This is a genomic window from Streptomyces sp. R11 (assembly GCF_041051905.1).
GTDB lineage: Bacteria > Actinomycetota > Actinomycetes > Streptomycetales > Streptomycetaceae > Streptomyces.
This window is the reverse complement of sequence record NZ_CP163432.1, coordinates 8,752,759-8,775,073: the sequence shown is the minus strand read 5'-3', so window position 1 is coordinate 8,775,073 and position 22,315 is coordinate 8,752,759. Positions and strand designations below refer to the sequence as shown.

20 protein-coding genes are annotated in these 22,315 nt (G+C 70.9%); 14 read left to right on the top strand and 6 right to left on the bottom strand.

Features of this window, described 5'->3' with window-relative positions; genetic code table 11:
• Positions 1–130: 130 nt before the first annotated feature.
• The 9 genes from AB5J55_RS40520 (at position 131) to AB5J55_RS40480 (ending at position 11,067) form a co-directional block, all read left to right on the top strand.
• On the top strand, positions 131–574 hold the full coding sequence (locus AB5J55_RS40520) for a DUF6325 family protein (RefSeq protein ID WP_369275421.1): 444 nt from the start codon (positions 131–133) through the stop codon (positions 572–574).
• A gap of 121 nt (positions 575–695) precedes the next feature.
• Entirely contained in the window at positions 696–1,001 is a 306-nt protein-coding gene (locus tag AB5J55_RS40515) for an SHOCT domain-containing protein (RefSeq protein WP_369275420.1), read from the top strand.
• An 18-nt stretch (positions 1,002–1,019) separates the two neighbouring features.
• Complete coding sequence (locus tag AB5J55_RS40510) at positions 1,020–2,468, top strand: chloride channel protein (RefSeq protein WP_369275419.1); 1,449 nt, start codon at positions 1,020–1,022, stop codon at positions 2,466–2,468.
• 560 nt (positions 2,469–3,028) lie between these two features.
• Entirely contained in the window at positions 3,029–3,979 is a 951-nt protein-coding gene (locus AB5J55_RS40505) for a cyclase family protein (protein ID WP_369275418.1), read from the top strand.
• A 126-nt stretch (positions 3,980–4,105) separates the two neighbouring features.
• Positions 4,106–5,686 (top strand): GMC oxidoreductase, encoded by a 1,581-nt coding sequence (locus tag AB5J55_RS40500; protein ID WP_369275417.1) that lies wholly within the window; start codon positions 4,106–4,108, stop codon positions 5,684–5,686.
• Between the two features lie 162 nt (positions 5,687–5,848).
• Entirely contained in the window at positions 5,849–6,688 is an 840-nt protein-coding gene (locus AB5J55_RS40495; RefSeq protein WP_369275416.1) for an SDR family oxidoreductase, read from the top strand.
• A 100-nt stretch (positions 6,689–6,788) separates the two neighbouring features.
• The gene (locus tag AB5J55_RS40490; RefSeq protein ID WP_369276436.1) at positions 6,789–8,222 is read left to right on the top strand and encodes a cytochrome ubiquinol oxidase subunit I; all 1,434 of its coding nucleotides are present in this window, start codon (positions 6,789–6,791) and stop codon (positions 8,220–8,222) included.
• A complete protein-coding gene (locus AB5J55_RS40485) occupies positions 8,219–9,256 on the top strand; it encodes a cytochrome d ubiquinol oxidase subunit II (protein ID WP_369275415.1) in 1,038 nt (345 codons plus the stop codon). Before AB5J55_RS40490 ends, AB5J55_RS40485 begins: the two co-directional genes overlap by 4 nt.
• 32 nt (positions 9,257–9,288) lie before the next feature.
• Positions 9,289–11,067, top strand: coding sequence for a cation:proton antiporter (locus tag AB5J55_RS40480; protein WP_369275414.1), 1,779 nt, complete (start codon positions 9,289–9,291; stop codon positions 11,065–11,067).
• 10 nt (positions 11,068–11,077) lie between these two features.
• On the opposite strand, the gene AB5J55_RS40475 is transcribed toward AB5J55_RS40480, so the two are convergent.
• From AB5J55_RS40475 to AB5J55_RS40460, 4 genes are all read right to left on the bottom strand, one after another.
• A complete protein-coding gene (locus tag AB5J55_RS40475) occupies positions 11,078–12,919 on the bottom strand; it encodes a glycoside hydrolase family 15 protein (RefSeq protein WP_369275413.1) in 1,842 nt (613 codons plus the stop codon).
• Between the two features lie 130 nt (positions 12,920–13,049).
• Positions 13,050–13,997, bottom strand: coding sequence for a DUF389 domain-containing protein (locus AB5J55_RS40470; RefSeq protein WP_369275412.1), 948 nt, complete (start codon positions 13,995–13,997; stop codon positions 13,050–13,052).
• A gap of 34 nt (positions 13,998–14,031) precedes the next feature.
• Positions 14,032–14,526, bottom strand: a complete 495-nt coding sequence (locus tag AB5J55_RS40465; RefSeq protein ID WP_369276435.1) for a gluconokinase — start codon at positions 14,524–14,526, stop codon at positions 14,032–14,034.
• Positions 14,527–14,655: 129 nt separating this feature from the next.
• Entirely contained in the window at positions 14,656–15,375 is a 720-nt protein-coding gene (locus AB5J55_RS40460; protein WP_369275411.1) for a GAP family protein, read from the bottom strand.
• A gap of 199 nt (positions 15,376–15,574) precedes the next feature.
• On the opposite strand from AB5J55_RS40460, the gene AB5J55_RS40455 reads away from it, so the two are divergent.
• The 3 genes from AB5J55_RS40455 to AB5J55_RS40445 all read left to right on the top strand — a co-directional run bounded on the left by AB5J55_RS40455 (position 15,575) and on the right by AB5J55_RS40445 (position 19,814).
• Positions 15,575–16,540 carry a YhjD/YihY/BrkB family envelope integrity protein gene (locus tag AB5J55_RS40455; RefSeq protein WP_369275410.1) on the top strand — a complete coding sequence of 322 codons (966 nt, stop codon included), beginning with the start codon at positions 15,575–15,577 and terminating at the stop codon, positions 16,538–16,540.
• A 64-nt stretch (positions 16,541–16,604) separates the two neighbouring features.
• Entirely contained in the window at positions 16,605–18,719 is a 2,115-nt protein-coding gene (locus tag AB5J55_RS40450; protein WP_369275409.1) for a GAF domain-containing SpoIIE family protein phosphatase, read from the top strand.
• 111 nt (positions 18,720–18,830) lie between these two features.
• Positions 18,831–19,814, top strand: coding sequence for a Ku protein (locus AB5J55_RS40445; protein ID WP_369275408.1), 984 nt, complete (start codon positions 18,831–18,833; stop codon positions 19,812–19,814).
• Between the two features lie 46 nt (positions 19,815–19,860).
• Here the strand turns inward: AB5J55_RS40445 and AB5J55_RS40440 are convergent, their stop codons facing one another.
• Positions 19,861–20,076: a hypothetical protein gene (locus tag AB5J55_RS40440; protein WP_369275407.1), complete on the bottom strand. Its 216-nt coding sequence runs from the start codon at positions 20,074–20,076 to the stop codon at positions 19,861–19,863.
• A 66-nt stretch (positions 20,077–20,142) separates the two neighbouring features.
• On the bottom strand, positions 20,143–20,616 hold the full coding sequence (locus AB5J55_RS40435) for a DUF6194 family protein (RefSeq protein WP_369275406.1): 474 nt from the start codon (positions 20,614–20,616) through the stop codon (positions 20,143–20,145).
• 21 nt (positions 20,617–20,637) lie between these two features.
• Between AB5J55_RS40435 and AB5J55_RS40430 the strand changes: the two genes are divergently transcribed.
• A complete protein-coding gene (locus AB5J55_RS40430) occupies positions 20,638–21,435 on the top strand; it encodes a MerR family transcriptional regulator (protein ID WP_369275405.1) in 798 nt (265 codons plus the stop codon).
• The gene (locus tag AB5J55_RS40425; protein ID WP_369275404.1) at positions 21,428–22,264 is read left to right on the top strand and encodes an alpha/beta fold hydrolase; all 837 of its coding nucleotides are present in this window, start codon (positions 21,428–21,430) and stop codon (positions 22,262–22,264) included. The genes AB5J55_RS40430 and AB5J55_RS40425 overlap by 8 nt, the downstream gene beginning before the upstream one ends.
• The last annotated feature ends 51 nt before the right edge of the window (positions 22,265–22,315 follow it).

Sequence of the window (22,315 nt, the reverse complement as noted above, 5' to 3'; positions counted from 1 at the left end):
GCCCCGTGAACATGCAGGGCGCCGGGCCGAGTGCTGCAATGGCTGGAGGGGCTGACCCTCCGGCTGCGCCGCGGGCGAGCGACGCCCGACGAGGTGTGACCGGGCCCGTACCCACCTCTGAGGAGTGGCCATGCACCAGGACATCGGGGACATGGGGCCCGTCGACTACCTGATCGTCGAGTTCCCCGGCAGCCGTATGACGGGTGAGGGACTGCCCCTGCTCGTCGACCTGGTCGAGGGCGGCGTCATCCGCATCCTCGACCTCGTCTTCATCCACAAGGGCACCGACGGTTCGGTCGAAGTGCTGGAACTGCGCAACGTCGGGGACGAGGTCGACCTGACGGTGTTCGAAGGAGCCTCGTCCGGACTGCTGGACCAGGGCGACCTGGACGACGCCGGAGCCACGCTGGAGGCCGGCAACTCCGCCGCCGTCGTCGTGTACGAGAACGTATGGGCCGCGCCCCTGGCGCGGGCGCTGCGGCGCGGCGGGGCCGAGGTGGTGGCCAGCGGACGCATCCCCGTGGACGCGCTGCTGGCGTCGCTGGAGGCCGCCGAGGCGACGGCGGCGCCATAGGAGGACCGATGCCGTCATCCGGTGTGCCGCACCACCCCAGCGCCACACCACCCAGTGCCACACCACCCAGTGCCACACCACAGCGCCACTCCATCCACGGATCACAGGGGAGATGACTGACATGCCAGGACTCCTTCGCGGCGTCGCCCGCACCGCCGTCGTCGCGGGGACGGCAACAGCCGTGTCGAACCGCGTCTCACGGCGGCAGGCGGGCCGATGGGCCCAGCAGGACGCCGAACGGCAAGTCGCCTACCAGCAGGGCGTCGCGCCTCCGACGCCCGCAGCGCCCGCGCCCGCCGCACCGCCGTCGACCGCCGACGAGATGACCAGCAAGATCGACCAGCTGAAGCAGCTCGGCGACCTCAAGGCCCAGGGCGTGCTCACCGAAGAGGAATTCGCGGCCCAGAAGCGCCAGGTCCTCGGTTGACGCGGGGGGAACGGGGTCGTGCCTGAGCCGGGGCCCTCGGCTGCGCCCGCCACCGGTACGCAACCGGAAGAGGCCGACCGGCTGCGTGAGCTGTTGCGCAGCCCCGCCTACCACAAGGCGCTCGTGTTCTCCGCGCTGATCGGTGTCCCGGTCTCCCTGGCCGCGTTCTGGTTCCTGGCCGCGCTGCACGAGCTCGAGCACCTGCTGTGGGCCGACCTGCCTTCGGGGCTGGGCTGGGACACCCCTCCGTGGTGGTGGCCGCTGCCGCTGCTGACGCTCGCCGGCATCGCCGTCGGTCTCGTGGTCCGGTATCTGCCGGGAGCCGGCGGTCACGTTCCTGCCGCTGGTCTGCATGCCGCGGGGCTGCCTCCGGTCACCCTGCCGGGCGTCATCCTGGCGGCCCTGGCCAGCCTGCCGCTGGGCGCGACCCTCGGCCCAGAAGCCCCGCTGATCGCGCTCGGCGGCGGCCTGGCCCTGCTCTTCGGACAACTGGCGCGTGCCCCGGTGACGACGCAGGGCGCGGCACTTCTCGGAGCGGCCGGCGCCGCCGCGGCGCTTCCGGCGATCTTCGGCAACCCGCTGGTCGGAGCGGTGATCCTGATCGAGGTCGCCGGAGTGGGCGGGCCGCGGCTGTTCGCCGTCATGCTGCCGGCGCTGCTGTCCAGCGGGATCGGCTCGCTGGTCTTCACCGGGTTCGGTCGCTGGACCGGCCTGTCCATCGGCAACCTGACGCTCACGCTGGGGGTGCCCACGCCGCGCCTCGACGCAGGGGACGTGCTCTGGGCGATTCCGATGGCCGTCGTGATCGGAATCGCGGTGCACCTGATCCTGGACGCCGGGCGCCTGGCCGCGGTGTTCGTCTCCAAAAGGCCCGTCGTCCACACGGTGGCCTGCGCCCTGGCCGCCGGGGCGTGCGCCACCATCTACACGCTGGCCGTCGACCGGACACCGGTGGACGTGGCGTCCTCCGGCCAGGCCACGCTGGCCCGGCTGGCCGAGGACCCCCACTCCTGGGGCGTCGGTGCCCTGATCGCCGTACTGCTGTGCAAGGCGGCGGCGTACGGGTTGTGTTTGGGCAGTCTGCGCGGCGGCCCCATCTTCCCCGCGCTGTTCCTGGGGGCGGCGTTGGGGGTCCTGCTGGCACCCCTGCCCGGGTTGGGAGTCGTGCCCGGCCTGGCGGCGGGCATGGCGGCCTCGGCCGCGGCCGCGCTGCGACTGCCGGTGAGCAGTGCGGTGCTGGTCGTGCTGCTGATGGGCAGCGGGGCGATGACTCCCGTGGTGCTTCTCGCGGCGGTGGTGGGCTTCGTGACCGCCCAACTCCTCCCACCGGGCCGTCCCGTGCCACCGCTTGGCAAGCCGGCCCCAGCACCGGCCGGGACCCCGGCCGACCCGAGCTCCGGCCCACCGGACGGGCACCCGGCTGACCGGCCCCCCGGAAGGGCGGGGGACCGCGCCGAGGGCACCTGACGCGGCCGGAAGCGGTGACCGGTGGGGGCACGCGTGCACTGCTGCCCCCCAGGACAAGCCGACCGGACCTCATGTACGCCGGACCAGCCCCGCCCTCGACCGACCCCCGCACGCCGGGCAGCCCCCGAAAGCGCCAGACACCGCCGGCCGCCGCCGCGACCCGTCCGTCACGCACCCACTGCCGTCGGCAAGTCGAACAGGCACGGCCGACCGGGATTCACCGAGACCGTCGAACATGCCGCCAGCCGACCGGACGTCCTGTACGCCGGACAAGGCCCCCCGCACACCGGCCCACGCCTCCCACGGCCGGGCGCCGCGACCCGTCCACCCACCCGCCCGGGCCGCCCACAGGGCAACAGGGTTCAGCCTCGGCAGGGCCCCCGAACCCGCGACGCGCCAACATGCGTGTCCGCCCGGTCCGGTCGACAGTGGAAGCGAGAGCCCTGCACACAAGGAGCTCACATGGTCGATCGCCGGAGGCGCACCGCGCTCGTTGTGCTCGTTGTGCACGTCCAGCTCGGCGCGCAGCGGAGCCCGGCCGAGCCTGGCCCTCGGTTGTGATGAGTTCGCGTCTGGAGGCCTCAGCGCCCGAGCGCATGTCCGAGGCGGCCTTCCGGGCCCTGTACCGCCGGTTGCGTGAGCAGGCGCAAGGCACCGGTGGTCACCGCGGGGCGCTCGGTCGGCTCACGCCCGAGCGGGTCGTCGCCGCCGTCGGCGAGGTGCGTACCGGGCGTACCGTCTCGCTGGCCGCGCCGATCGAGACCGAGCCGGGGCCGGACAATCCGCAGCCCGCGTCCCACCGGATGATCGCGCCGACGGACCAGGAGGAGACCACCGCCCCGGGACTGCACTTCGCCCGGGACCGGTTCGCCATGAACGTGCACGGCGACGCCGACAGTCACCTCGACGCGCTCTGTCACGTGATGTTCGACGGCCAGCTCTACGGCGGCGTCCCGGCGAGCACGGTGACGCCGGACCACGCCGGCGCGCTGACGCTGGACCTGGTGCGGGACGGCATCGTCGGGCGCGGTGTGCTGCTGGACATCCCCCGGCTGGGGGGCGTGCCGTGGCTGGAACCCGGCGAGCAGGTGAGCGCCGAGGACCTCGAGGCCGCCGAGGCCGCACAGGAGGTCACGGTCGGACCGGGCGACCTGTTGTTCGTGCGCGTGGGGCACCGCCGTCGGCGACGGAGCCTCGGCCCCTGGGACCCGGCCGAGGCCCGGGCCGGACTGCATCCGGAGGCGATGCGCTTCCCTGCCGGGCGGGGCGTGGCCGTACTCGGATCGGACGGCAACAACGACGCCGCACCGAGCGCGGTGACCGGCGTCGACTACCCCGTGCACGTCCTGGCCGTGAACGCCATGGGACTGCATCTGCTGGACTGGCTGGACCTCGAGGAGCTCGCGGAGGCCTGCGCCGGGTCGGCCCGCTGGCAGTTCCTGTGCGTGGTCGCCCCGCTGCGGCTTCCCTCGGCCACCGGCTCGCCGGTGAACCCGATCGCCGTTCTGTGAGCGCCGGCAAGGGTTGCCTTGCGGATGCTGCATCGGCGGCCTCCGTATACGTTCGAAGTGGGCCCCCAGACGTGTCCGGGTCACCGCGGCGGCGGGAGACCACCCCAGCCAAGGACGGTGGTCGTCATGGGCGACTCACCCCAGTACGACGTCATCATCATCGGCACCGGAGCCGGCGGGGGAACGCTCGCCCACCGGCTCGCCCCCTCGGGCAAACGGGTCCTGGTTCTGGAACGCGGTGACTACCTGCCGCGCGAGCGCGACAACTGGGACTCCACGGCCGTGTTCGTCAAGGGCAAGTACCGGGCCCCGGAGTTCTGGCTCGACAAGCACGGAAACGAGTTCCCGCCCGAGGTCAACTACTACGTCGGCGGCAACACCAAGTTCTACGGTGCGGCCCTGTTCCGGCTGCGGCCCGAGGACTTCGGGGAGCTGCGCCACCACGACGGCCTCTCCCCCGCCTGGCCGATCCGGTACGAGGACCTGGAGCCGTACTACACCCAGGCGGAGCACCTCTACCGCGTGCACGGCCGGCACGGCGAGGACCCCTGGGAGGGCCCGTACAGCGAGCAGTACGCCCATCCTCCGGTCGAACACGAGCCGCGCATCCAGCAGTTGAGCGACGACCTGGAGAAGCAGGGCCTGCATCCCTTCCATCTGCCCATCGGGGTCGACCTCACCCAGGACACGAACGGCGGGGCGACGCACTTCAGCGCCTGCATCCGCTGCAACCGGGTCGACGGGTTCCCCTGTCTGGTCCGGGGCAAGTCCGATGCCCAAGTGGTCTGCGTCGAACCGGCCTTGCAGCACCCGAACGTCGAGATGATCACCAACGCCCATGTCACGCGCCTCGACACCGACCCGACGGGCCGCAGCGTCACCGCGGTCGTCACCACGCTCGCGGACGGGCAGGAGGCCCGCTTCGAGGCGGACATCGTGGTCTTGGCGTGCGGAGCGGTCAACTCGGCCGCGTTGCTGCTCGCTTCGGCGAACGACCGGCACCCGGGCGGGCTGGCGAACAGCTCCGGCTTGGTCGGCCGCCACTACATGCGGCACAACAACCTCGCCCTGATGGCCGTGTCGAAGGAACCCAACGACACCCAGTTCCAGAAGACGCTCGCCCTGCACGACTGGTACCTCGGCGGGGACGACTGGGAGTATCCGCTCGGCGGCATCCAGATGCTCGGCAAGTCGGACGCCGAGCAGATCCACGGCGAGGCCCCGCGCTGGGCCGGGGCGGTGGCGCCCGACATGCCCTTCGAGGTGCTGGCCCACCATGCCGTCGACTTCTGGCTGTGCGGGGAGGACCTGCCGCTGCCGGACAACCGCGTCACGCTGGAGGGCGACGGCCGCATCCGCCTGACGCTCGACGAGAACAACAACACGGCCGGGCTGAAGCGCCTGCAGCACAAGCTCCAGCACATGCTCGGCCATCTCGGCATGCACGAGCACCACCTGCTGTCGCACAGCATCTACCTGCACAAGGGGATGCCCATCGGCGCGACCGCGCACCAGGCGGGGACGGTCCGCTTCGGCACGGATCCGGCCTCCTCCGCCCTGGACGTCCACTGCAAGGCGCACGACGTCGACAACCTGTACGTGGTCGACACGAGCTTCTTCCCGAGCATCGGCGCGGTCAACCCGTCCCTGACGGCCATGGCGAACGCCCTGCGGGTGGGCGATCACCTCCTGGAGCGCCTGGGTTGAGCGGGGCCCGGCGGCTCGCCTTCGAGCGGGCGAAGTTCCTGAGCCGGTCGGCCTACACCGGCTCGTGCCACGCGCCGCTACGCGCCCGCGGTGGTTGTGTGACCCCTTGACCGCCGGGCCACGGCCCGGGCGACCCGGCCACGCAATGGAGAGACAGTCATCGTGAGTTCCCCCGAGGGCGCGCCCCGCGACGTGATCCCCGCCCACCTGCTCAAGGGCCAGAAGGCGTTGGTGACCGGCGCGAACTCCGGCATCGGCAAGGCGACGGCCGTGGCCATGGGCCGGGCCGGCGCCGACGTGGTGGTGAACTACGTGGCCGGCCGCGACGAGGCCGAGAAGGTCGTAGAGGAAATCAAGTCGTTCGGTGTGCGGGCCGCGGCCTACGAGGCGGACGTCTCCGACGAGGACCAGGTCGTCGCCATGACGAACCGAATGGTCGAGGAGTTCGGCACGATCGACATCCTGGTCGCCAACGCCGGCCTGCAGCGCGACGCCCCGTTCACCGAGATGACCCTCGCCCAGTGGCAGAAGGTCATCGACGTGAACCTGACGGGGCAGTTCCTGTGTGCCCGGGAGGCGACCAAGGAGTTCCTGCGGCGCGGCGTCGTCCCCGAGGTGTCGCGCGCCGCCGGCAAGATCATCTGCATGAGCTCCGTGCACCAGGTCATCCCCTGGGCCGGGCACGTCAACTACGCCTCGTCCAAGGGCGGCGTGCAGATGATGATGGAGACGCTCGCGCAGGAACTCGCGCCCAAGAAGATCCGGGTCAACGCGATCGCCCCGGGCGCCATCGCGACCCCCATCAATCGCAGTGCCTGGGAGACGCAGGCGGCCCGCGACGACCTCCTCAAGCTGATTCCCTACGACCGCGTCGGCGATCCGGACGACATCGCGCACGCGGCCGTAGGTCTCGCTTCCGACCTCATGGACTACGTGGTGGGCGCGACGCTCTACGTGGACGGCGGCATGACCCTCTTCCCCGGCTTCGCCACCGGCGGCTGACAGCACACACGCACGACGGCCCCGGACGGAAACCCCTGTGCACACGACTCTGCAGGTGCTTGCGGACGCGCCGGCGCAACTGCTGCCGGCCAGATCCCTGATGGCCTTCACCCTTGCGTCCCACATCATCCTGGTGCCCCTGGGTGTGGCACTGCCGCTGATCACGCTCATCCTGCACGGCTACGGGCTGCGCCGCGGCGACCGTACGGCCCTGCTGCTGGCGCGCCGCTGGTCGGCGGTGATGGCGGTCCAGTTCGCGATCGGGGTCGTCACCGGCACCGTGCTGTCCTTCGAGTTCGGGCTGCTCTGGCCGGGCCTGATGGGCAGGTGGGGCGATGTCTTCGGCATCGGCTTCGGCGTCGAGGCGTGGGCCTTCTTCCTGGAGGCCGTCCTCATCGCGATCTACCTGTACGGCTGGCGGCGCCTCCCCGCCCGGACCCACTTCCTGCTGGCTCTGCCGCTGCCCGTCACGGCCCTGCTGGGCGCCTTCGGGATCCTGGCCGCCAACTCCTGGATGAACACGCCGCGTGGCTTCCGCCTCGACTCCGCGGGCAACCCCGTCGACGTGAACATCTGGAAGGCGATCTTCACGCCGATGTTCGGCCCGCAGTACTGGCACTTCGTCGTGGCGATGCTCGTGACGGCCGGCTACATCGTGGCCGGCGTCTACGCCGTCGGCTGGCTGCGCGGGCGCCGGGACCACTACCACCGGCTCGGCTTCACCGTCCCGTTCACGGTCGCCGCGGTGTTCACGCCGGTGCAGTTCATGTTGGGCGACTCCATCGCCCGGCAGGTCTTCCAGAAGCAGCCGGTGAAGTTCGCCGCCATGGAGATCGTCTGGAAGACGGACACGCACGTCCCGGAGTACCTGTTCGGCCGGCTGCACCCGGACGGGAGCGTCTCGGGCGGCATCAAGATCCCGCAATTCGACTCCATCCTCGCCGGTTTCAGCCCGGACACCCGGGTGACCGGCCTGACCTCCGTCCCCGCCGACCAGCGACCGAACCCCACCCAGGCGACCATCGCCCACTGGGCCTTCGACATCATGGTCGGCATCGGCTCCCTGCTCGCGGTGCTCGCCCTGTGGTACGCCCTGGTCTGGTGGCGGCGCCGCCGACTGCCCGCCTCACCCTGGTTCTACCGGTGCGCCGCCGTGTCCGGCGTGGCCTCCGTCGTCGCCGTCGAATGCGGCTGGATCACCACCGAGGTCGGCCGCCAGCCGTGGATCGTCTACGAGAACATGCGGGTCGCCGAAGCGGTCACCTCGACCCGGTCCGGCACGCTGTGGACCATGCTCGGCCTGGTCGTCGTCGTGTACGTGTTCATCTTCGGGTCGTTCCTCGTGATCCTGCTGCGGATGCGCACCCGTTGGCGGCTCGCCGACGAGGAGGACAGGGCGGGAACCGGGACGCGGCCGACGGCGCAGGCGCCCGAGACGGACACCCCCTACGGGCCGCGTCCCACGGTCCCGTCCGGCGCTTCGCCGCCGTCCGGCAGTGACGGACCGTCCTCGTCCGCGGAGGGCATGCCGTGATCGCCGACGTCATCGCCGTCGTCCTGCTCCTCGCGATCGCCGCCTACACCTGCGCGGGCGGCACCGACTACGGAGCCGGCTTCTGGGACCTGACCGCCGGCGGAGCGGAGCACGGCAAGCGGCCCCGGTGGCTGATCGACCATGCGATGGCGCCAGTGTGGGAGGTCAACAACGTCTGGCTGATCTTCGTGCTCGTCATCATGTGGACGGGTTTCCCCGTGCTCTTCCAGCAGTTGTTCCAGTCGATGTGGCTGCCGCTCGCCCTGGCCGTCGTGGGCACGGTCCTGCGCGGCGCGGGGTTCGCGCTGCGCAAGCCCGCCCAGCGGTTGGCGGGGCGGCGCCTGTACGGCGCGGTGTTCGCCGTCTCCTCCCATCTGACGCCGTTCTTCCTCGGCGCCGCGGCCGGCGGTGTGGCGTCGGGTCGGGTGACGGCGGACGCCAAGCCCTCGGACCACGCATGGGCCCACCCCACCCCGGTGCTGTTCGGGGTGCTCGCCGTGGCGACCACCGCCCTGCTCGGTGCCGTGTTCCTCGCTGCGGACGCCCGGCGCTTCGAAGCACCGGATCTGGTCGGCTACTTCCGGCGGCGGGCACTGGCCGCCCTGGCCGCCGTCGCCGTTCTGTCCGTGGTGACGCTGATCGTCGCGCACGACGACGCGGCGCATGTGTGGCACGGGCTCACGCACGGTGCGGGACTCGTGTTCGTGATCGTGGCGGCGGTGAGCACCCTGGCCACCGCCTGGCTGCTGATCCGCCCGTCCGGCGCCTGGTCCCGGGTCAGCGCGGTCGGTGTCGTGGCGTCCGCGGTCATCGCCTGGGGCCTGGCGCAGCGGCCGTACCTCGTTCCGACCTCCCTGACCGTCGCGGAGGGCGCGGGTGCCGACACGACGCTGCGTTGGCTGGGGGTGGTCACCCTCGTCGCCGTCGTGCTCGTCATGCCCGCGGTCGTCCTTCTCTACTGGCTGGACACCCACGGGGAGTTGGAGGGCCTCACCGACACCGATCTGCGGCTCGGTGCCGGTGACGACGCCTGAGCCCCGCGGCGAGGGGCGAGGGTGAGGGCAAGGTGAGCGAGGACGACATCCTGCTGGGGCTCGCCCTGGTCGTGGCCCTCGCCGTCGGCTCCCAGATCCTGGCCGGCCGACTGCGGATCCCGGCCCTGATCGTGCTCCTGCCGGCCGGGTTCACCGCGGGAGCCCTCACGGACATCGTCCACCCCGACCGGCTCGTCGGAGAGGACTTCTCGTCGCTGGTGTCGCTGTCGGTGGCGCTCATCCTCTACGACGCCGGACTGGGCCTGGACATGCGCCTGCTCAAGGGCGCGACCCGCAACACCGTCATCCGGCTGCTGGTGTTCCAAGTAGTGCTCACCTGGGCGGCGGTGATGGCCGTGGGGCCGGCTCTGTTCAGCGTTCCGGCGGCCGTGGCCAGCATGATCGGGGTGATCCTCGTGGTGTCCGGGCCGACCGTCGTCGGTCCGCTGCTGGAGCACGTCAGGCCGTCGGACAAGGTGCGGCGTGTGCTGGTGTGGGAGGGCTCGCTCATCGACGCCGTCGGCGGCATCCTCGGCGCCGTGGTCTTCCACTCCATTGTCTCCGGCGGCCTGCAGACCGGTCACTTCCGGGTGGGCTCGTTCCTGGGCAGCATCGCCGTCGGGCTGGCCGGCGGCGTGGTCGGGGCCGCGCTGCTGTGGCTCGCTCTTCGGCTGCTCCGCCTCGGTGAGACCCTCGGCACGCTCGCCCAGTTCGCCGTCGTCGTGGTGGTTGCCGCGTGCTGCGACGCGGTGTACGACGACACCGGGCTCATCGCCGCGATCGTCATCGGCCTCGTCGCCGCGAACCTGCCGGGCTTCGACATGCCCGCGCGGCGGCCGTTCTTCGAGACGCTGGTCCAGCTGATCATCGGTCTGCTGTTCGTCGCCATCTCGGCCTCGGTGACGCCCGAGTCGCTCGTTCCGGTGCTGCTGCCCACCGTCGCGCTGGTCGCGGCCCTCGTTCTGGTCGTCAGGCCCGTGATCGCGCTGCTGTCCACCCTCAGAACGGACTTCACCGGCCGCGAACGCGCCTTCATCGGCTGGATGGCCCCGCGCGGCATCGTCGCCGCCTCCACCGCCACGACCTTCTCCGCGGCACTCACCAGCGAGGGTCTGCACGACGCGGACAAGATCCTCCCGGTCACCTTCCTGGTGATCGTCGGGACGGTCCTCGTCTACGGGCTGACCGCGAAGCCCGTGGCCACCGAGCTGGACGTCGTACGTACCGCGCGATCCCGGCCGTTGCTGCTGGGCGACGAGCCGTGGGTCGTGGACCTCGCCCGAGCGCTGCGCAGCGCGGGGCTGGACGTGCTGATGTGGGCGGGATCCACCCAGGGGCAGGCCCGGATCGAGGCGGCGGGCATCGAGCAGACAGCCGGGGAACTCATGGCCGTGGCGACCGATCCGCAGGCCCGTCTGGAGGGCATCACATCGGTCTTCCTGCTCACGGACGACGACGACTTCAACGCGCTCGTCTCGGTCGCCCTGCGGGACAGCGTCGACGGCCCGGTCTACCGGGTGGGCCCACCGCCGGACACCCGGGGCGTGGTCGCCCCCTACACCTCCGGAGAGCTCCTCTTCGGCCGGGAACTCGTCCGCCACACCGTCGCGGACCGCCATGAGCGCGGCGCCCGCTTCCACGTACAGCCCGCGTCGGCCCCTTGTCCGCCGGGGTACGAGATCCTGTTCGTCGTACGGCCGGACGGCCGCCTGGAGCCGACGACCGAGGCGCGGGCGGTCACGGCCCGGGAGGGCGACACACTCGTGCTGCTCGGCCCCGCGCCGGCACCGGGCGCGGACACCGCCGTTTGAACCGGGGGCGTCAGGCTCGTCGCTCGAGCGCCGCGTTCAGAGTGATGGCCGCGTCGATGAGGGCGAGATGGGTGAAGGCCTGCGGGAAGTTGCCCAGCTGACGGCCCGTCGGGTCGATCTCCTCCGAGTACAGGCCCAGGTGGTTGGCGTACCCCATCATCTTCTCCAGCACCAGCCGCGCCTTGCCGGTCCGTCCCGCGCGTGCCAGGGCGTCGACGTACATGAACGTGCACAGCGAGAAGGTGCCTTCGGAGCCACGCAGGCCGTCGGGGGACGCGTCGGGGTTGTAGCGGTAGACGAGGCTGTCGCTGACCAGTTCCTGTTCCATGGCGCTCAGGGTCGACGTCCACATCGGGTCTTCCGGCGTGATGATCCCGACCGTCGACATGCGCAGCAGCGAGGAGTCGAGGACTTCGCTGCCGTAGTGCTGGACGAAGGCCCCGCGTTCCTCGCTCCAGCCCTTGGCCATGACCTGCTCGTAGCAGTCGTCGCGTGCCCTGCGCCAGCGTTCGGAGGCGCCCGGGCGTCCGTTCGCTTCGGAGAGCCGCAGGGCTCGGTCGAAGGCGACCCAGGACATGACGCGGCCGTAGGTGAAGTCCTCCCGTCCGCCGCGCGTCTCCCACAGGCCCTCCTCCGCCTGGTCCCAGTGATCGACCAGCCAGTCGAGGTTGGTCAGCAGGGAGTTCCAGCCACGGTGCCCCAACTGCAGACCGTGCCGGTGCGCGAAGTAGATGCTGTCCAGGGCCTCGCCGTAGATGTCCAGCTGGAGCTGCGTGGCGGCGCCGTTGCCGATCCGCACCGGCGCCGAACCCGCATAGCCGGCCCAGTGGTCGAGGGTCTGTTCGTCCAGGTCGGAGGAGCCGTCGACCCTGTACATGATGTTCAGCGGACCGGTGTCGCCGTGCCGTCCGGCCCGCTCCCTGACCCGGTCGGCGAGCCACAGGATGAACGCCCTTGCCTCGTCGGTGAAACCGAGCCCCAGCAGGGCGTACACCGAGAAGGACGCGTCCCGGATCCAGGTGAACCGGTAGTCCCAGTTGCGTTCCCCGCCCAGTTGTTCCGGGAGTGCGGCCGTCGGGGCGGCCACCACGGCGCCGGTGGGCGCGAACGTCATCAGTTTCAGTGTGATCGCGGAGCGCTCCACGGCTTCGCGCCAGCGTCCCGTGTAGCGGGACTGGCCCAGCCAGGTACGCCAGAACTGCACCGTCTCGTCGAAGAGCTGGTGGTATTCGGCCAGGCGCATCTCCCTGGGCGGCCCGTCGGCGCCCCACTCCAGGGCCAGCCCGCGCTCCTGGCCCGCCTCCAGGGTCAGCGTGAAGTGCAGGGCGTCCCGCCGGTCGGCGAGCAGGTCGAGCAGTCGCTCGTCGTCCGCTTCGCGCACGGGGTGCACGGTGAGCTTCGCGCCGCCCTCCGCTACGAACGCCGCCCCGTGCGTGGTGATGTGCAACCGGTGCGCCTGCCGGCCGTAGTCGAACCGCGGCGCTATCTCGACCTCGAAGACCATCTTGCCGCGCACACAGCGGACCATGCGCACCAGTCGGTGACTTTCCGTGACCGTCGTGCCCGTCACCGGCATGAAGTCGAGAACCTCACCGGCGCCCGCCTCGGTCATGAAGCGTGTGACCAGAATGGCCGTGTCGGGAAAGTACAACTGCTTGGTCGCGTAGGCGCCGTTCTGCGGCCGGACCGTGCAGTGCCCGCCCTTGTCCTGGTCCAGCAGCGCCCCGAACACACTGGGCGAGTCGAATCTCGGGGCGCAGAACCAGTCGATGCAACCGTCGGTCGTCACCAGTGCGGCAGTCTGCAGGTCGCCGAGGAGGCCGTGGTTCTCGATCAGTGGGTAGTCGTCCATCGAGGCCACCTCTCGGCGTGCGATTCACCCGAATGCCCCCCGCCTCAGACTAAGCCGGAGGTCGGAGATCGGCGCGCGGGGACGAGGGCGGCGGGGGTGCGGGGGCGGGGCGGGGACCGTCCGGCATGCCCTACTGCCCGGACGCCGCGGCCCGTCGGGTGGCGCGGTGCCACAGTCTCCGCTGGACACGCAGAGCGAGGACGCCGACGGCCACGAGGACGATGACGTTGAGCAACAGCTGGACGAACGAACCCCATACGTGGTCCCAGTCCCCGAACGCCAGCGAGACCGCCATGTCCGAGGCGGCGGGGATGGTGGTGACGGAGATGAAGACACCCAGCAGGGCACTGCCGCGCGCCTCGGTCAGCGAGACGATTCCGACGATGCCGGCGAGAAAGGCCACGACGACGGAGAAGAAGTTCGGCGTACCGATGAGGTTGGACACCGGTCGCAGGCCCAGATCGAAGGCCTCCGACTGAAGGCCGAAGCCCCGGGCCACCGCGGCGAATCCCAAGGTGGCCACGATCGCCAGGGAGAACCCGACCACCAGCGCCCGCACACCCTCGCGGACCCTGCGTCGGCTACGGCGGTCGAGACCGAGGGCGACGCTGGTGATGGCGTTGTACTCGGGGCCGACCACCATCGCCGCCACGATGAGGATCTGAGAGTTCGACATGATGCCCACCGAGCCGATGATCCCCGCGATGACCAGGAACAGGTAGAAGGACGGCCGGTAGGTGCCCTCCGCCCGGATGCGCGCCTCGACGCCGGCCCACAACGGCGCGTGGACGAGCGCGCTCGGCTGATCGGCCTCGATCTGCTCCGCCTGCTGCGAGAACATCACGTCGATGCCGTCCACGGCGATCGACCCCCTACGGTCCACGCCCAGTTCGCGCAACTGCCCCAGCACGTCGTTGGCGGCGCCCTGCACCACGTCGCACTCCACCGCGTCACCCTCGGGAACCTGGCCCGACCTCACCACGACGAGATTGATCACGCTGCCGTGCGAGGAGAGCAGGGCGACGGCCGGCCGGGTGAGGGCGGACGGCATCACCATGCGGAAGTGGACCAGTTCCATGCGGGTCTCCTGTGAGCGGGAAGCGGGACGCCCGCTATCCGCCCGGTTCGGTCACCGCTCGCAGCGCCGCTGCCATGACCTGGTCCGGCGTGCCGCTCGCGTCGACGGTGACGCCCGGCTCGTCGGCCTGCAGCGGTTCGAGAATCGCGTACTGCGAGTCCAGCAGCTCCGGCGGCATGAAGTGCCCCTTCCTGCGGGCGATCCGCTCCGCGGCCGACCGGCGATCGAGAGCCAGGTGGACGAAGGTCATGTTCGCGCCCTCGCCCGCGCTCCGTAACTCGTCCCGGTACCGGCGCTTCAGTGAGGAACACGTGACCACCCCACCACGCCCGTGTGACACGGCTGACCGGATCCACTGGGCAAGAGCGGCCAGCCAGGGCCGGCGATCGGCGTCGTCGAGGGGGTGTCCGGCGGCCATCTTGGCCCGCTCGGCCGCGGAGTGCATCTCATCGCCCTCCAGGAAGGGCACGCCGAGCTGTTGGGCCAGGCGCGCGCCGACGGTGGACTTCCCGGACGCCGACACGCCCATGACGATGACGACCCGGGGGCCGTCGACCTTCGCGGTCAAGGTCCCTCCTGAGGTGATGGTGGGCTCCGGTACACGCCCACTATCGCCCCGGGTCCGGCGGGGCGCTGCGCGGGTGATCCCTCCGGAAGGTCAACTGGCGAGCTCGTAGACGCTCTTTCCCGTCAGCCAGAGGCCGATCGCGACGCTGCCGAGCACGATGGCCTGTTGTGAGTGGTCCGCCATCCAGGTGCGCATGCCCAGCAGTCGGCGCTGTGCCGATGCCGGTCTGAGTACGGCGTACAGCTCGGCGGCGAGCAGACTGGCCGAGGCGACGATGCAGAACGCGATCAACTCCACCCATGTCGTGCTGTGGGAGGTGTCGGCGTCCACCACGGTCACGGCGCCCGCCGCGACGAGTCCCCACGGCTGGAGGAGGACGGCCAGCCCCGCCGCCGGCCAGACCGCGCCGCGGTCCATCCGGGTGGTGAGAAAGGAGGACGACTTGCCGCGCGACGACGCGGCGGCGTCGGGCGTCGCGTTCGAGGTGCGGTCGTGGACGGGTCGTCGGTGCCGATATCGGTGCCGGTGCCGGTGGAGGCCGTACCCGATCAGCGACACCCCGATGAGGAGCTTGGCCGCGAGATTCGCCGTGGACGGAGGCGACCTGGGAGCGGGGGGCTGCCCGCCGGTCAGTGTCAGGACCAGGGCGATCACCGCGGCAAAACACGCCATCCATCCCGCGATGAAGGCGAGCCCTGTCCGTACCCCCTTGCCGGATGCGACCACCAGCACGAACGCCATGAGGGGAAGGGGGTCGAGCGTGATGGCGAGGGCGATGAGCAGCAGGTCCACGACCATGGGCGATCCCATCGGGCTCAGTACGGCACGAGCGTAGGCACGGCCGTGATCCGCCGCATCTCTTGGCCGTGTCCCGGGCGTCCGCGTACGCGCCCATTGGGCGGGCGACGGAGTGCCGTGGCCCGCTCGGTCGCGCAATCTGGAGACTGGGAAGGAGCGGCGCGATGGAGACTTCCGCACGGGTGCCGTCGGCAGCAGGGATCCGGACACCATGCCCGGGCTCCACCCGCGCCGGTGCCTGATGCCGCGCGGGGGCGCGGGCGAGGGCTCCGCCGACGGCCACCGGCGGTCCGTGCTGCACGCGTCCTGGTGGCGTGGCCGTACCAGGAAACTGACTGCCTGGCTGAGGGCCGTCCACGCACGGGTGGAGACCCGCTTCCCGGTGATCACGGGGATCGTGGACCGCATGGTGTCGGTGAACATCTTCGACTCCGCCACCCGCATCGCGGCGCAGTGCTTCCTGACTGCCGTTCCCCTGCTTTTCGTGCTGAGTGCGTACGCGCCACCGGCAGTGCAGGACCAGGTCACCGCGGCGGTCAGTGCCGTCTTCGGTCTGAACGGGCAGGCGAAGGGTCAGTTGGAACAGGCATTCCAGCCCCCGACCGACGACCTGCGCCAGGCGAGCGGCGTGGTGGGCGCACTGATGGTGCTGCTGTCGGCCACCGCGGTCAGTCGTGCGGTGCAGCGGCTGTGCAGACGGGCCTGGCTGCTGCCCCGGTCAGGCGCGAGAGTCGCTCCGTGGCGGTGGCTGGCGTGGATCGTCCTGTGGCTCGGCGCACTGGTCGGGCAGGGGCTGCTGCACAACCGGGTCGGCCTCGGGGCGGTGCTGGGAATCCCGGTCATCCTGGTCGTGGAGACGGCCCTGTGGTGGTGGACCCAGCACCTTCTGCTGGGCGGCGTCCGCTGGTCACCCCTGCTGCCGGGGGCGGTCATCACGGCGATCGCGGTCAGCGCCCTGTCCCTGACCGCGCACTTCTACATGCCGCGGGCGCTCAACCGGGCACTGGCGGATTACGGTTCCGCCGGTCCGGTCTTCGTCCTGCTGTCCTGGCTGATCATCGTGTGCGTGGCCGTCGCCGTCAGCCTGAGCGTGGGGGCCGTACTGTCCCAGGAGCCGTTCTTGCGGCGCCGCCTGGGAACGCCTACGTCGCCTCCCGGCGCGGCACAGGAGGGCTGATCCACATGCCGTGCCGCCGGGCCGGGCTTAGCGTTCTTGCTATGGGCGTTGGGTGTTGCGCCGAATGAGCGGGTCCGGTGAGCAGCCTGAGGTGGCTGATCCGCTCGGTGAGGCCTTGGCGGCGGCTGTGCGGCGCACCGGTGCCCGATCCGGGGGTGTCTACCTCCTGGACCCGGCCGAGACCTCAATGGGTCTGCTCGCGCTGTGCGGTCTCCCGGTCGATGCCTTCGCACCCTGGTGGCGGATGTCCTTCGCCGTCCGCGGTCCGGCGCAGGATGCGGTTCGCCACGAACAACTCGTCTGGGTGAGTTCCCTGGAGGCGCTGGCCCGCTCCTACCCGCGCGCGGCGGCGACCATCCCCTACCAAGTCGCGTTCGCGGTCGTCCCGCTGAAACAGATCCGGCACTGCCGGGGTGCGCTGCTGCTGATCTGGGCCCCGGACCGGTCCCCCCGCCTCAGCCGCCGCGAGCGCGGCCGCATCGCCGTCAGCGCGCGCCGCATCGCCCGCGTGCTGGACGCGGAGACTTCCCCTCCGGTCATTCCGGACCGGCCCCGCTTCGTCCATCCGCACCGCGAGGAGCCGAGGCCCCAGTCCGAGCTCGCGGCAGCCGACCTGGTGGAACGCCTGCCCCTCGGCACGCTCGCCCTTGACCTCGGAGGGCGCATCACCTACGTGAACACCGCAGCCGCCCATCTGCTGGGCAGACCGGCGAAGCAGCTGCTGGGAACCCAGCCCTGGCAGTCACTGCCGTGGCTCGACAACATCGCGTACATGGACGCGTACCGCACTGCCATGAGCAGCCGCGAGCACCTCGCTCTGACCGTCCTGCGCCCACCGGACCAATGGCTGGACCTGCGCCTGCACACGGACGACAGCGGCACCAGCATCCTCATCACCCCCGACCAGTCGTCCAAGCCCCTCGGCACGCAGCCGGCCTCCCCCGCCAGCACTCCGCCGACGAGCCGGATCCATCTGCTGATGGCCCTGACAGCGGCACTGACCGAGGCCGTCGGTGTCCAGGACGTCGTCGACCTGATCGCCGACCAGATCCTGCCTGCCTTCGGCGCCCACGGCATGATCATGTCCGCCGCCGACGCCGGCCGTATCCAGATCATCGGTCACCGCGGCTACGACCCCTCCCTGATCGAGCAGTTCGACGGCCTGCCCACGGACGCCGACCTGACGCCGGCCGGCCGCGCTCTGGCGACCGGGGCGCCCCTGTTCTTCGCCAACCGCGGCGAACTCGCCCGCCTCTACCCGCGGGCACCGCAGATCAGCGACAAGCACGCCTGGGCCTTCCTGCCGCTGCTCAGCTCCGGACGCCCCATCGGCTGTCTGCTCCTCGCCTACAACCGGCCCCACACTTTCACCGCCGCCGAGCGCTCCATCCTCACGCCGCTGGCCGGTCTCATCGCCCAGGCCCTGGACCGTGCACGCCTCTACGACGCCAAGCACAACCTCGCCCACGCCCTGCAGCAGACCCTCCTGCCGCACGCCTTGCCCACCGTGGCCGGTCTCGAGGTCGCCGCCCGCTATCTCCCCGCAAGCCAGGGCGTGAACATCGGCGGCGACTTCTACGACCTCATCCGCCTCACCAACACCACCGCCGCGGCCGTCATCGGAGACGTGCAGGGCCACGACATGACGGCGGCGGCCCTGATGGGCCAGGTCCGTATGGCCGTCCACTCCCATGCCACGGCCGGAGCCGCTCCCGACCAGGTCCTCACCCGCACCGACCGCGACCTCGCCGACCTGCACGCCAGCCGTTTCGTCTCCTGCCTGTACGCCCACATCGACCTCGCCCGCCACCAGGTGACCCTCGCCAGCGCCGGACACCCTCCCCCGCTCCTGCGCCACCCCGACAACCGGGCCCATCCCGTCGACGTCCACCCCGGCCCGCCGCTCGGCCTCGGATTCGGCACCCCCACCTACCCGCTCACCACCCTGCCCCTGGGTCCGGAGACGCTCCTCGCCCTCTACACCGACGGCCTCGTGGAAGACCCCGGCACCGACATCACCCAGACCATCGCCGACCTCGCACGCCACCTCAGCGAGACGAGCGATCTGCCCCTGCACCAACTCGTGGACAGCCTGGTACGCCACACCCACCGCACCAACCATCACACCGACGACATCGCCCTTCTGCTGCTTCAACCCAACCGTCTCGCGGACACCTGAGGACGATCTCGATCCGCTCTCCGCGCGCGAGGCCGGGTGCGGGGTGCGAGCGTGGAGATGGGACACGGCCCGAGCGGGTCTTCGGTTGCACGCGGGACGGAGTGGGACGGCATGGCTCGTGCGATCTGGACAGGAGTGATCACGTTCGGGCTGGCCAGCGTGCCGGTCGGCCTGTACACCGCGACCGAGGACCACACCGTCCACTTCCACCAGCTGCAGCGCGGCACCGCCGACCGGATCCGCAACCGGCGGGTCAACGAGCGCACCGGCAAGGAAGTGGAGAACAAGGACATCGTCAAGGCCTTTGAGGCGGCCGAGGGCGAGTACATCGTCATCGACCCCGACGAACTGGACGAGATCGCGCCGGGCCGCTCGAAGGCCATCGAGATCTCGGACTTCGTCGACCTGGCGGACATGGAGCCCGTGTACTTCGCCCGCACGTACTACGTCGCCCCGCGCGGCAAGGAGCACCTGAAGGTGTACGAGCTGCTGCGCGCGGCGCTGGCCGAGGCGGACAAGGCGGGGATCGCGACCTTCGTGATGCGTGGCAGGCAGTACCTGACCGCGTTGCGCGCGGCCGACCAGGTCCTTGTCCTGCAGACCCTGCACTGGGCCGATGAGGTGCGCGACCCGGGCAAGGAACTGCCCGAGCTGCCCTCCGGCCGAGCCGGGCGCGGTAAGGAACTGGACATGGCGTTGCAGCTGGTCGACGCTCTGAGCTCGGAATGGGACCCCGCCCGCTACCACGACACCTACCAGGAGAAGGTGCGGGAGCTGGTCACGGCGAAGGCCGAGGGCCGGGACATCGCCCTCGCCGAGGAAGCCCCCGAGGCGACCAACGTCGTCGACCTGATGGACGTCCTCCAGAACAGCCTCGACCAGGCCCGCTCCCCCGGAAGTGGGGCTGCGAAGCAACGCAAGAAGCCGGCCGCCGACCGTCCGGCGCAGAAAAGTGAGCTGCGGCGGATGAGCAAGTCGGAGCTCTACCAGCAGGCCTCCGACCAGAACCTCCCGGGCCGCTCGAAGATGACCCGCGACCAGCTGATCGACGCCCTCGCCCGGGCGGGGCGCAGAGGAAAGAAGCAAGCCGCCTGACCGAGGCACCGTGACGGCGGAGGCCGGCTGTGGTCGTCCCGCCTCCTCAGTGACCCCACACGTCCGGGCCGCCGCCCCGCCATTCGATCAGCGCGGACTGCCGTACGTACTCGGGATCCGCGTCCTCGATCCCCGCCCGGCTCAGGAACTCGGCCACGTCCAGGAGCCCGTACGCCATGCCCAGGAACCGGGTGTCCGCACGCACCCGCCGGCCGCCGTCCTCGGCGGGCGGATAGATGACGATGGGCTGCGCACTTGCCATGGCACCAGGGTGCGATGCGGTGCGCTCGGGCGCATGCGGGCGGGCGTGACGCGGCCCGTCGGCTCCTCACGTGGTCGACGCGCTGCGTCGCTCATGGCGGGAGCGGGCCAAGTGATGGGCCGCACGCAGCAGCTCACGGGTCGCCGCTGCCGTGCGCGGGCCCGGGTTCACGACTGCCAGCCATCCGAGGGTGCCGTAGACCGGATGGGCGATCACGGTGTCAGCGGTGCCGGGATCGGCCTCGCCGGTGAGGGGTTCGCGCGGCGTGTGACCGGTCCACCTGACGAATGCTTCCTTCCCGGCGTTGACGTTCACGCGGAAGGTGTCCGCCCGGTCCAGACGTGAGGCCTCGTCGCCGGGGTAGTTCTTGGTCACGATCGTCGCGAAGGGCTGGGTCGTTGTCGGGAGCACCCGATCGGGCGCGTAGTAGAAGAACGTGTCGCCCCAGCTGATGTCCGGTGTGCCGTCGCCCGGTGCCGGCCTGAGGGTCAGCACGCCGTCCAGTCCGTCCACGAAACCGATGATCTCGTCCATGGTCATGTGCTCTAGCGTTGCATTGAAGTGCTTGTGGAGACTTTGACGGCCAGATGGAGGGCTTTTGGGGTGGCAAGTCTCAAATCAGGTGTTCTGCGCACCGCCGATGTCGCAAGGCGTTGCGGGTACTCCGTTCAACAGGTGCGCAATCTCGAACGCGACGGTGTCCTTCCGCCGGCGACGCGCACGGCCACGGGCTACCGGAGCTACGGGGACCTGCATCTGCAGTCGGCGCTGGCCTACCGCACCCTCGCAGCAGGCGCCGGTCCGACCGAGGCCAAGAGGATCGTCCGGGCCGTCCACCACTCCCCCACCTCGCAGGTACTGGCGTTGCTCGACGCGGCCCACGCCCGGCTCGCCGCGGAGCGCACGGAACTGAGGCTGGCCCAGGAGGCCGCCAGGGCCATCGCCGGTGAGCCGATCGAGGACGTACGGACGTCGGACTCGATGAGCGTTTCCGACCTCGCCGCCGCTCTCGGCGTACGCCCTTCGACACTGCGGCACTGGGATGCGGAGGAACTCGTCGTCCCGAACCGTGACCGCGCGCGTGGCACACGCCGGTACACACCCGCCCAGGTCCGGGATGCGCGGATCGTGCACCAGCTGCGCAAGGCCGGCTACCGCATCGCACCCCTGCGGGCCCTCATGCCGGAGCTGCGCCGCACCCGCCGATCGGAGGACGTCGCCTTCGCGCTGGCGGCCAGGGAGGCCGGCATCGCAACTCGCTCCAGGGCGCTGCTCAACAAAGCCGTCGCGCTGAGCGCCGCCCTCACAATGGTGGAGGCTTCGGCAGACACGACCGAGAGGACCAGCACCCGTGAGTGAATGGCAGCTGCCCGAGACTTTCCGCAGCACGTCGGGCGACATCCGCTGGGGCAGCCTCGGGCAGCCCGGCCAGGATCCGGTCGTCCTCCTGCACGGCACGCCCTTCTCCTCGTACGTATGGCGCGCCGTCGCCCGCGCGCTCGCCCGCCGCCACCAGGTGTTCGTGTGGGACATGCCCGGTTACGGTGAATCGGAGATGTCCACCGACCAGGATGTCTCCCTGGCGACCCAGGGCAGGGTCTTCACCGAGCTCCTGGCGCACTGGAACCTCGACGAACCTCTGGTGGTCGCGCACGATTTCGGCGGTGCCGTCTCCCTGCGGGCACACCTGCTGCACGCAGCCCGCTACCGCGCGCTCGCCCTGGTCGACCCGGTCGCGCTGGCCCCGTGGGGCTCCCCGTTCTTCCGCCTCGTCGGCGAGCACTCCGACGTCTTCGACCAACTGCCGCCCGCTCTGCACCGCGCTCTGGTGCGCGAGTACATCGGCTCGGCCAGCAGCCCCGGCCTGCACCCCGCCGTCCTCGACCGGCTCAGCCGGCCCTGGCTGAGCGACGTGGGCCAATCGGCCTTCTACCGGCAGATCGCGCAGGCCGACCAGCGCTACACCGACGAGGTCCAGGAACGGTACGGCGAGATCGGCTTCCCGACGCTGGTGTGCTGGGGCGAGGACGACACCTGGATCCCCGTGGCGAAAGGCCGCGAGCTGGCCGCCCGGATCCCCGGCGCCCGGCTGGAGCCGATCGCCGGTGCGGGCCACCTCGTCCAGGAGGACGCGCCTGCCGAACTCACGGCCGCGCTCATGGCTTTCCTCCAGGAACGGACGAGCTGACGCCCTACGAGCGGCAGGGGCACGGCCCGGCGGAGAACTCCGCGAGACCGT